Annotated in this window: 6 protein-coding genes; all 6 read right to left on the bottom strand. The window is 58.0% G+C overall.

Features of this window, described 5'->3' with window-relative positions; genetic code table 11:
- Positions 1-240: GDP-mannose 4,6-dehydratase (locus tag P4L78_RS09970; RefSeq protein WP_309327876.1), on the bottom strand; the 240-nt coding region annotated here is incomplete at its 3' end.
- A 305-nt stretch (positions 241-545) separates the two neighbouring features.
- The gene (locus tag P4L78_RS09965; protein WP_309327874.1) at positions 546-851 is read right to left on the bottom strand and encodes a hypothetical protein; all 306 of its coding nucleotides are present in this window, start codon (positions 849-851) and stop codon (positions 546-548) included.
- A complete protein-coding gene (locus P4L78_RS09960; protein ID WP_309327873.1) occupies positions 845-1,561 on the bottom strand; it encodes an acyltransferase in 717 nt (238 codons plus the stop codon). Before P4L78_RS09960 ends, P4L78_RS09965 begins: the two co-directional genes overlap by 7 nt.
- 248 nt (positions 1,562-1,809) lie before the next feature.
- Positions 1,810-3,042: a hypothetical protein gene (locus tag P4L78_RS09955; RefSeq protein WP_309327871.1), complete on the bottom strand. Its 1,233-nt coding sequence runs from the start codon at positions 3,040-3,042 to the stop codon at positions 1,810-1,812.
- A 13-nt stretch (positions 3,043-3,055) separates the two neighbouring features.
- Positions 3,056-5,296 carry a polysaccharide biosynthesis tyrosine autokinase gene (locus P4L78_RS09950; RefSeq protein WP_309327870.1) on the bottom strand — a complete coding sequence of 747 codons (2,241 nt, stop codon included), beginning with the start codon at positions 5,294-5,296 and terminating at the stop codon, positions 3,056-3,058.
- A gap of 14 nt (positions 5,297-5,310) precedes the next feature.
- On the bottom strand, positions 5,311-5,696 hold a 386-nt coding region (locus P4L78_RS09945), incomplete at its 5' end, for a hypothetical protein (protein ID WP_309327869.1).

Raw genomic sequence — 5,696 nt, 5'->3', positions numbered from 1 at the left:
GATGTCGGGGCGTTCTGCGGCGAACAGCGCAGTGAGTGCCGCATGGTCTTCAAGCCGCGCCTCCGTTGCGCGAAACCGGGGCGACTGGCTCAGCATGGCATGGCGACGACGCTTGAGATTGACGTCGTAATAATCGGTCATCGCGTCGAAGCCGACGACATCGAACCCTTCTTCGAGTAGCAGCCGGCACAGATGAAATCCGATGAACCCGGCGGAACCTGTCACCAGCGCTTTTCGCACGTCGTTGTCTCCTGACCTTGATGCTTTATGCGCGCCGCATTGGGGATCTTGCGGCAAGGAACTCTTCGTAGGGTGCTGTGGCCGAACTCGCCAGAAGCTTGTGCGCCACCAAAAGCCGAAGGTCAGGCGCGGTGCCGCCTACATGCCGCCGAACGGGGGGGCAGCCACATCCGGGCGCGCGCATTGAATGCGGGAAATGCCAGGCGGACGGATCGTTCATCTGACTGGCGCGGCATTGCTGGGGTGTGCCGAGTGGTGCGCAGAGAAGTCCTTCGCCATTCCAGGAAGGCCCCCCGAGCACCGCCTTACCCCCTCAGCGCTGCTTTTGCAGCCTTCGATACAGGCCGTTCGATCAGCCGGAACATCAGGACGGCGCACAACAGGATCAATGCCGATCCGGCAACCAGACTGATCGAAATGAGTGCGGTGGAGTGTGTCTTTGCAAGGACAATCCGTTGGATTGGTTGAGTGACGAACGGATGAATGAGGTAAAGCGAATACGACGCATTGCCGAGGCTGACGCCGAGCGCGCCCGCGTAAATGAACCCCATCCGTTCGAGAACGATCGCGCTGACGACCAGTATGGTTGCAGCGGTTCCTGCGATCAGCACGACACCAGATTGGGTACTTCCGGCGCCAGAAGGTCGCACAGGAATATCGTCGGCAGCGCCAGGATACTGGCGATGATCAGCGGCATTCGTCGGGATCCGAGCTTCGGCAGAATGAAGTCTGCAAGATAGGGTATGGCCAGGCCCATGGCGAATTCGATCATCATCGGGTTGCCATAGAAATCATGCCAGACACTGTGAACGGGCGTCAATGGTGCGACGGCCACAATCGCCGTTAGTGTCACGGCTATACCAATGAGGCTGAATGTATAATTCTTCAGAAAGAGAAAAATTGCAAAAATTGTATAAAAAAACATTTCAAGATTTAATGTCCAGCCTAAAAATAGCACGGGCTGATACAATCCGCTCGATTTTATGAAAGGAACGAATAATAATGAATCTATCAATTCGATAAAATTTGGGCGGGTCGCTCCGAGAAGTTTTGGCGCGATAAGTGCGACGCTGAATACAGCCAGGGTCAAGAGCCAATAAGTTGGTACAACTCTGGCTATCCGGTTTTTGAAAAAATTCAATCCTGATGGATGTTTGTCGCGGGTCGTCAAGGCCATGACGCATCCTGATATGACAAAAAACAGGTCAACGCCGCGGCCATTCAGCTGAAAGCCAAACAGATATTTTGTAAAAGATTCAAAATGACATATCATAACCGAAATAGCGGCGATTGCTCGCAGCAGTTGGATATTTTTAATCATTTCGAATCCTACCCAATTTCTGCTTTGAAAGCAATTTTACCGGTCCATTTTTGCGAATGGATATTTCCCTATGTGATGTGAACTCACATCTTATTGAACGCGTGCCAAGGCCACGGAACCACAACCTGCCGCCAATTGATATCGAATATGGCGATCTGCCGCTATAAGAAAGGCCCAATGTGCGCCTTTGCCCGGCGGAAATTTCACCATATTTGCCCGCGCAGCGTCGAATTTTACAGAACCGGTTCTCAAGGCGCTTCTGGTGTGTGCTGCGGCACACCAGTTCCAGGCAGACGCTCTATGCGCATGCCCGCCACGGTGATTGTGTGGTTTGGCATGAGCCAGAGGCGCAGTACCGGCGTCTCGCATGATTTTGGCACCACGAAGCGGGCTTCGTAGTTGGGGGCGATGCCTGGCAGCCGGGTGCCGTTGATCGCCCAATCTTCCGCGCCATTGCAATCGAACGACACGAGCAAGGCGCTGGCTTCCTTGGCGGACGTGTCGGGCATGCGCCAGTTCACGCGATAGCTGCCGGGCCCAACCGTGGTCGCCTGCCACACGGCCTGGACCGTGGACGGTGCATTGATCGACATTGCCAATAGATGGCTGCGCGGGGTTTCGGCATTTATCGAAACCACCATGTCGCCCCTGCGGAGCAGATGCCAGTCAAGCGCAGATCCGTCCTTGCCGATAGACAACTCATTGAAATTGCCATCATTGAGTATTTTTCCGCTATCCGAACAGACTGTGCGGTGGACGGCGGCGGAATCGTCGAGCAAGCCGTTGGCAAACAGTGCATCGACCAGGTTCGCCGCCTGGGGGCATTCCCAGTGGCCCGGGCCGACGCGCTGAACGACTTCGGCGCGCGCCTCAAGGTCGTCGGGGTCGAGGTGGGCCATCTGTGCCACGAACTCCACCGACCAGATCGGATTGTTTTTCAGCCGGTCGGCAATTGCGGCCCGACCTTCGCTATAGGCCAGAATGGTCCGCAGCAGTTTGCTGCCGTCGGGAAGGTCGGGGGTCAGGCGCAGCAAGGCATCCAGGCGCTGCGATGCCTGTTGCGCGTCGCCCAGCCGCAGCGCTTCGCTGAACCAGTATCGCTGCGTGACCGTATCGCGCCAGCCAAGCCGCGCGGCCAGAGAAAATGCATCGCGCGCCTTGTCTGGCTGATGCGCCTCAAGCAAGGCGAGGCCATACATGCTCATCGAGTGTGAATCGGCTGGATCGTGGCGAACCAGAGTGCGCGCCCGGGCAAGAGCCTGTGTCGCATCATGCCGCGTGATCGCGGATTGAGCGGCGCTATATTCGGCGGCGACCGAATAGGGCCAATCGAGCAGGGCGGGGCGCTGGAGATCCTCTTTCGCTTCGTGATCGAGGCCGGAAAGGACGGCCAGCGCCGCGTAGCCGATGCAGCCCATGGCCCCCAGCGCACGCAAACCTAGTTGCACGATGGGCCGGGGTGGGGCGACAACCAGTTCCATTATGCCCTTACCTTTATACCTGGCTCGGTTCCTGCCCTTCGGTGTAGCGATAGCTGTAGTAAGCGTAGCCGTAATATTCAGAGTAGCGGTTGCTGGCCTTTTTCGGATCGAACATCGTCAGCGCAGCGCCAAGGATGTTGGCTCGGCTGTCCTGCAGGCGGCGCAACGAAGATTTCAGCGAACCGCCGCGATTGCGATCGGACTGCACGACGAGGAGCACGGCATCGACCAGCGAAGCAAGCACGGGGGCGTCGGCAAGGCCCAGTACCGGAGGACTGTCGAAAATCAGCAGGTCGAATTGCTTCGACAGTTCCTTCAGCAGTCGGGTCATGGCGACAGAGCTGAGCAAGTCGGTCGGGCTGGGCGGGATCGGGCCCGACGTCATCACCATCAGATTTTCCTGTGGCAAGGCGTGAAGCACGGATTCGATCGAGTCTTGCGCGGTCAATACCGACGACAGGCCCTTTTTGTTGTCGAACCCGAAGATTGCATGCACGGCCGGGCGACGCATATCGACGTCGATCAGCAGAACCTTGCGGCCCAGCTTGGCAACGCTTCGCGCGATGGCCATGCTGGTTGTCGATTTACCTTCGGCCGGCTGCGAGCTGGTTATGAGCAGCGACTTGGGCAACCCGTTCGCAGTCGAGAGCAGCAGCGCGCTGCGCAGCGAGTTGTAAGCTTCGCTGAGCATCGACTTGGGATCATCGAGCATGTCAGTCGGGATGCGGTCGTCGGTCTTGGGGATGACGCCGAGCAGCGGTATGTGGAGCTTGGTCTCGATATCCTCGGGAATGCGGACCGCATCGTCGAGGTGGTGACTGACCGTGACAAAGCCCACTGAAAGGATGAAGCCGGCCAGCAGTCCGATGCCCAGATTGAGCAGCAGGAGCGGCGAGCTCGCCTCGGTCGGGTCTTCCGCTTTGTCGATGATCGCGATGTTGCTCGCGCTGATCCCGGCGGCGGCAGTCAGCTGCTTGTAGCGCTGCAGCAAGTTTTCATAGAGCGCACGGTTGGTGTCGGCGTCGCGTGCGAGCAGGTTGTACTGGACGGAGCGATCCTGTTCTGCGAGCGACGATCCCTTAAGCTCCTGCACTTGCGCCTTCAGCCGGTTTTCCGTTTCGACAGCGGCGACGTATTGCTGCTTGAGCGACAGGCGCACGTTCTTGGCAATGCCTTCGATCTGGCGATTGATCGTATCGACCTGGGCCTTGAGCTGCACCACCGCAGGATAGTCGTCCGAATGGCGGGCGCGTTCGCGTTGCAATTCGCCTTCGTTGCGCGCGCGTTCGGTCAACAGCTCTGCGATCGCGCTATTGGACAGAACCTCGGGCGTATCAAGCAGGTTGCCGCTGTTAACGGCCTGCCAGCGCTGCTGCGCCGCGATGCGCAGTTGTTCGGCCTGGTTGGCGGCGGCATTGACCTGCAGCAAGCTGGCGTTGGTCACCGAATTGTCGTCGGTGTTGGTCGTGGTCGAAGCAGTCGCCGCGCGTGTCTTGATCAGTCCCGCGCCGCGCGCATAGGCGTTGAGATCGCGTTCGGACTTTTCCAGCTTTACCTTGGCGTCAGCCAGCTGACCCTGGATGAATTCGCGCGCATAGTCTGAACTGTCATAGCGGCGCTGAAGGTTGGCCTGAATATATTCCGCCGCCCAGGTATTGGCGACTTTCGCCGCGAAATAGGGATCGTGCGCGGTAAACGAGATAGACGCCAGGCGCGAGTTGTGCGGCAGCTTTCCATCTTCGGCCTTGAGCAGGATCTTGAGGACGTCTTCTTCCTGCTCGCGCGGGGTTTTGACGCTGCTCGACTTGTGTTTGCCCATGAGCTTGTAGAAATCGGGATTGCCGATCAGGTTGAGGCGTTGCGCAACACGCTGGGCCAGCGCCCGGCTGTTGATGATTTCAAGCTGTGTCGAGAGAAAGCGTTCGGTTTCCATCCCGGATGCAATCTCGGCCATGGAGCTGTCCTCGTCGGCGGACTTGCCCAGCACTTGCGCGCTCTGGTCATTGATCTGCACTGTGGTGACCGCAGTATATCGGGGCGTCATGAGGATCGTCACAACGACAGCCGCAGCGAGCGAAAACGCGAAGATGACTGCAATTATAACGGCATTGGCGCGAATGATGATCAACAGTGCGCGCAAGTCAAAAGTCTGGTCTTCTTGTTCCAGAGCCAGACTTTCACCATAGCCATAATTGTTCGCAAGCGTGGCCGTGGCGCCTCGCTCAGCCGCGATGTTCTCTTGTTCGTACTGCACGGCCACCCCGTATTTCAGAGTTTTTGGAAAATCGTGGACAGGAGATATACAGCCTGCAGCGCATCACGATAGATTGACTTGGTCTGGGAGAACCCGACAATGACGGTATCGCCTGGCAGGATTTGCGGGTCTGGATCGAGACCGCCGCGCAGGCGTTGAAGATTGAAGCGGGCGGCATAGCGATCGCCGTTTTTCACGCGCAACACGATGATGTCGCCAAGGGATGCAATTCTGGTCGGGCTTTCCGCCAGAGCGATCGTGGACAGCAGCGTCGTATCCGGAGTGATCGGATAGACGCCGGCTTTCGTCACCTGGCCTTCAACCGAGACCGTGCGCTGCACAGGCGATGAGATGTTGAGCGCGACTTCGGGAAAGCGGACGCCCTTGGTGTGCAGCAACT

It is taken from the genome of Silvimonas sp., from assembly GCF_031291215.1.
In the GTDB taxonomy this organism is placed as follows: domain Bacteria; phylum Pseudomonadota; class Gammaproteobacteria; order Burkholderiales; family Chitinibacteraceae; genus Silvimonas; species Silvimonas soli.
The sequence above is the reverse complement of the archived record's forward strand: the minus strand, read 5'-3'. Positions and strand labels throughout refer to the sequence as shown.

Coding starts and splice junctions, on each gene's coding strand:
- P4L78_RS09960 (WP_309327873.1), bottom strand. CDS start 1,561: ATGATTAAAAATATCCAACTGCTGCGAGCAATCGCCGCTATTTCGGTT.
- P4L78_RS09955 (WP_309327871.1), bottom strand. CDS start 3,042: ATGGAACTGGTTGTCGCCCCACCCCGGCCCATCGTGCAACTAGGTTTG.